The 3,750-nt window shown below is 47.8% G+C and carries 4 protein-coding genes; all 4 read right to left on the minus strand.

From position 1 onward, the window contains the following. Positions 1–221 precede the first annotated feature (221 nt). Positions 222–905 carry a DNA-binding response regulator gene (locus tag A8990_RS21790; protein WP_116191164.1) on the minus strand — a complete coding sequence of 228 codons (684 nt, stop codon included), beginning with the start codon at positions 903–905 and terminating at the stop codon, positions 222–224. 188 nt (positions 906–1,093) lie between these two features. Then, positions 1,094–2,359: an alkaline phosphatase gene (locus A8990_RS21795; protein WP_116191165.1), complete on the minus strand. Its 1,266-nt coding sequence runs from the start codon at positions 2,357–2,359 to the stop codon at positions 1,094–1,096. Between the two features lie 136 nt (positions 2,360–2,495). Next, on the minus strand, positions 2,496–3,218 hold the full coding sequence (locus A8990_RS21800; RefSeq protein WP_116191166.1) for a WD40/YVTN/BNR-like repeat-containing protein: 723 nt from the start codon (positions 3,216–3,218) through the stop codon (positions 2,496–2,498). Positions 3,219–3,365: 147 nt separating this feature from the next. Then, positions 3,366–3,734: a VOC family protein gene (locus A8990_RS21805; protein ID WP_116191167.1), complete on the minus strand. Its 369-nt coding sequence runs from the start codon at positions 3,732–3,734 to the stop codon at positions 3,366–3,368. Positions 3,735–3,750: the final 16 nt, after the last annotated feature.

Raw genomic sequence — 3,750 nt, forward strand, 5'->3', positions numbered from 1 at the left:
GTTTCCCGCCAATGTAGCTACCTGGAGTACTCTCTTTCACTAACTTCACCGTTTTCCCGCCAATGTAGCTACCTAGAGGACTCTCTTGCACTAACTTCACCGTTTTCCCGCCAATGTAGCTACCTGGAGTACTCTCTTTCACTAACTTCGACGGTTTCCCGCCAATGCAGCTACCTGGAGGACTCTCTTTCACTAAATTCTCCGGTTTCCCGCCAATGTAATTACTTGATAAGACTGCTATTCCAATTTGAGGAAGACATCTTATACCGCATATTCCTCCCTTTTGACGATACAATCGCGTTCAGTACCCCTCTCCGAACTAAGGACTGCAGCCCAATGGTAGCTCTTCTTTTACATATCGCCAATTTCTCCGCCGCAGCCGTCGGCGTAATCTCGCCCCAATGCTGCTGCATCAGATGCAAGAGTGCTCTCTCGTAGACGTCGAGGTTATGTGCGATACCTCGCGTAATGCCGCCCCATTTGGCGATCGCCATGAGCAGCGTTTGTTGGCAACGACGCGGCTTTTCCGCAAGGTCATCGTAAGCAAAACGGAGCAGATACCATCCGTCGATGAGAAGATGGTTCTGACGCTGGAGATCATCTGCGAAGCGCCACCTGGTAACATCGCGCCAATGCGGACCAAAGCCGTCGATCTCAATCAACAGTCGAAACGGCAATGAGGGCAAATATGCATAATCAGCAAAGCGAGCCATTCCCTTCAAGTCCTGTACCTCAAACTCAGGATGCAAGTCTTCTAAGCTACCAACGGCTGGCCACCAGACATTTTGGAGGAAAAGTTTCTCTGCCTGATCATGCTCTACAATCCGCCGTTTACGTTCTTGGCTGCTACTCATTACCGCGGACTCCATCATCCGTGCATATGCATGCTCAAAATCATTACCCATTCCACATACCTCCGGAAAATAAAATAGGCTGTCTGCCCGGATAATCCGGACAAACAGCCTGTGCTTCAGGACAAATTAGTTAGTTGTTGCCACTAGTATAACCTGAAAGTTTACGAGCGGGCTAGTGTTAATAGTTCGGTGCCCCCACCATCGCCAATCGGGCGAGGCAGGGACTTAGCTAATACCTATTATTTCTTAAAGCCCAGGGATTGCATCAGCTTCGTGAAGATTTCAGTGTTCTCAAAAACGCCCGAGAACAGCTCAGCGTTCTTACCCGTTGCTGTAACTGGCACGTCAACTGCCGTGTGGCCGGAAGTTGTCCAGTCAACTACGAAGTTCAGCTTCGAGTTCGCGATTGCGAATGGACCGTCTTCACTGGAGATCGTTACGCCGTCGGTGCTCTCGTCCTTAGCATCTACCTCTTCGATCGAGAAGCCGCCTGTTTCGTGGTCAGCCAGTACAAGCACGAGCGTATCCGGGTTCTTCTTCGCAAAATCCTTCGCGATTTGAACCGAACGATCCAGCTGTTGACCTGCTTTGATTGTCATTTTGGCATTGTTGCTGTGAGCGAACTCGTCAGTTCCCTCTTCTTCAACCATCAGGAAGAAGCCTTTTTTGTTAGCAGCGAGCGTATCGATTGCTTTCTTCGTCATGTCAGGAAGCGAAACAACCGGATTGTAGATGTCGCCTTGGCCCTCTGGACGTTGTTGGAACATTTCTTCGTTTGCGAACAGGCCGAGCAGCTTGCCGCCTTTTGCTTTTGACAGTTCTGTCCCATTCGATACGAAGTTATAACCCATTGCTTTCGCTTTATTCACGAGGTTGCCTTGCGTGCCTTTGCTCTTCTCGGATGGATCTTCAGCAGGCTCGTCCTTGAATTTGCCCGGGTCGCCAGCCGGGTACCAGAAATCCTCGCCGCCGCCGAGGATAACGTCGATCTTGCTCTTCGACAGATATTGCAGCGCGATGTCGCTTTGTTGTGAACGGTCCTCGACATGCGCGCCAAAAGCTGCGCCAGTTGCGTCCGTTACTTGGCTTGTCGTTACGACGCCAGTCGATTTGCCTGCTGCTTTTGCATATTCCATAATCGTCTTCACAGACTTCTTGTTCGCATCCATGCCGATTGCGCCGTTATACGTCTTCACGCCGCTTGCATAAGCCGTTGCGGAAGCAGCGGAATCGGTAACCGGAGTCGTGGAGCTCGTATGAATCAATCCGACGAATGGCATAGCATCCATAGCCAGCTTGCCGTTCTCGCCAACTGTTGCAAGGCGGATCGCATCGCGCTGCGCCGTACCCATGCCGTCGCCTACGAACAAGATAACATTTTTAGTTTGCGAAGATGCTGCGTTTGCAGGTGTCGATGTTTGTGCTGCGATCGTGCTCGTAATTGCAACTGCAGCTACTGCTGTTACCGCAACTGCACTTTTCATACCTTTGCTAATCCGTTTCATTCTTGTCTACCTCCTAATAATAGATACGGGTCTATCGTACGGCGTTTCTATTAAGAGGATGTTTTCCGCATATGTAAGTTTTGTTAATCGGATACAGGACTGCCATCGGAATCCACATTTGGTCTCATGATTTCCGTTAAGGTCTCCATGTCTCTCCACCATCTGTTGTTATAAATTTCATCGTTTTCGTATTCAAATCGCCTACAAATTCAATCTTAAGTGTCCCTTGCATCGGATCTTTTTCATCGAAAATAGGAGGAAATGCGTTTCCGTATTTATACCCTTCAGGAATATCAATTTTTTGAGTTTTCCAGCTCTCCCCGCCATTAATAGTGCGGTAAAGCGGCAACAATTCTGTACCGTGTTGGGTTGCGCTGATCCAGCCATTTTTATCGTCCCTAAAAGTTAGACCTGTCACGTAACCTTCGACAGTTTGACTTACATCATTTACAAAGACCCATGATTTTCCGTAATCCTCTGATTTATAAAGCGTTTTACCCATTTGCCCCAGAGCCGGTTCAGAAGTAAGCAGAAGCCAGCGAAACTTTGAGTTAGAAGTAACCGAGGAAGTGAAGGTGCTTTCATTATTGACGTGCTTTTCCCAGTCCTTACGAATCGGTACATTGGAAATCGAGAATTCTTCCTCTGATGTATTTGATGAGAATGTAGTAGCATCCTTCTTGTTTTCGCTAATTGTGGTAGATTGGTCAGGTGAATCCCCAGTTGCAGTTCCTTGATTCGTAGTTGGATTTGATTCAGATGAACGCATCGCTGAAGTCGATGGTGACGTAACTTCTTTATTTGTACAACCCGATAACAAAGTGATGGTCACAATCAGTGCTATACATCGTTTTTTCACAAGACACCTCCTTCATATTGAGACTCTAAAATCTGCGACAAAGTTGCTCAAAATCAAAAATACTTCTTGCCCGTTAGCACAGAACAGGCCACCGATTGGAAGCCTGTTCTATGTTGTACAAATATGTCCCGATAGCGACTCTCACCATTAAGATTGATAATAGGACAGAACCCAGCACACGCCGTTACGGTCGGTAACGATACCCAATAGCCCGTTAAAAGGAGCTTCGTACGCTTCCGAATTAATAGTCCCTCCGGTCGCAAATTCTCCGTAAATCCGCTGGAAGGCCTCCTCCGTTTCGATTTTCAAGAAAACTCTCACGTAATCGCCTTTCATAACCGGCTTTGCCGCTTGCGTATCCGCAAACTTAAGGGTCGCCCCCTCCACATGCAGGTCCGCGTTAAGCACTTCTTCCCCTTGTTTGCGAAGAATGGCAATCTCGCCGCCAAACACCTTTTGATAATACTTGATTTCGTCTTTGCAATTCTCCACAGCAATAAAAGGATTCACGATCATATACTCATCCTCCTAA

The sequence above is a fragment of the Paenibacillus taihuensis genome, from assembly GCF_003386535.1.
Lineage (GTDB): Bacteria > Bacillota > Bacilli > Paenibacillales > Paenibacillaceae > Paenibacillus_Z > Paenibacillus_Z taihuensis.

Bases quoted from the DNA above. Each gene is read 5' to 3' on its own strand.
- A8990_RS21805 (WP_116191167.1), bottom strand. From the start codon at position 3,734: ATGATCGTGAATCCTTTTATTGCTGTGGAGAATTGCAAAGACGAAATC.
- A8990_RS21795 (WP_116191165.1), bottom strand. From the start codon at position 2,359: ATGAAACGGATTAGCAAAGGTATGAAAAGTGCAGTTGCGGTAACAGCA.
- A8990_RS21790 (WP_116191164.1), bottom strand. From the start codon at position 905: ATGGGTAATGATTTTGAGCATGCATATGCACGGATGATGGAGTCCGCG.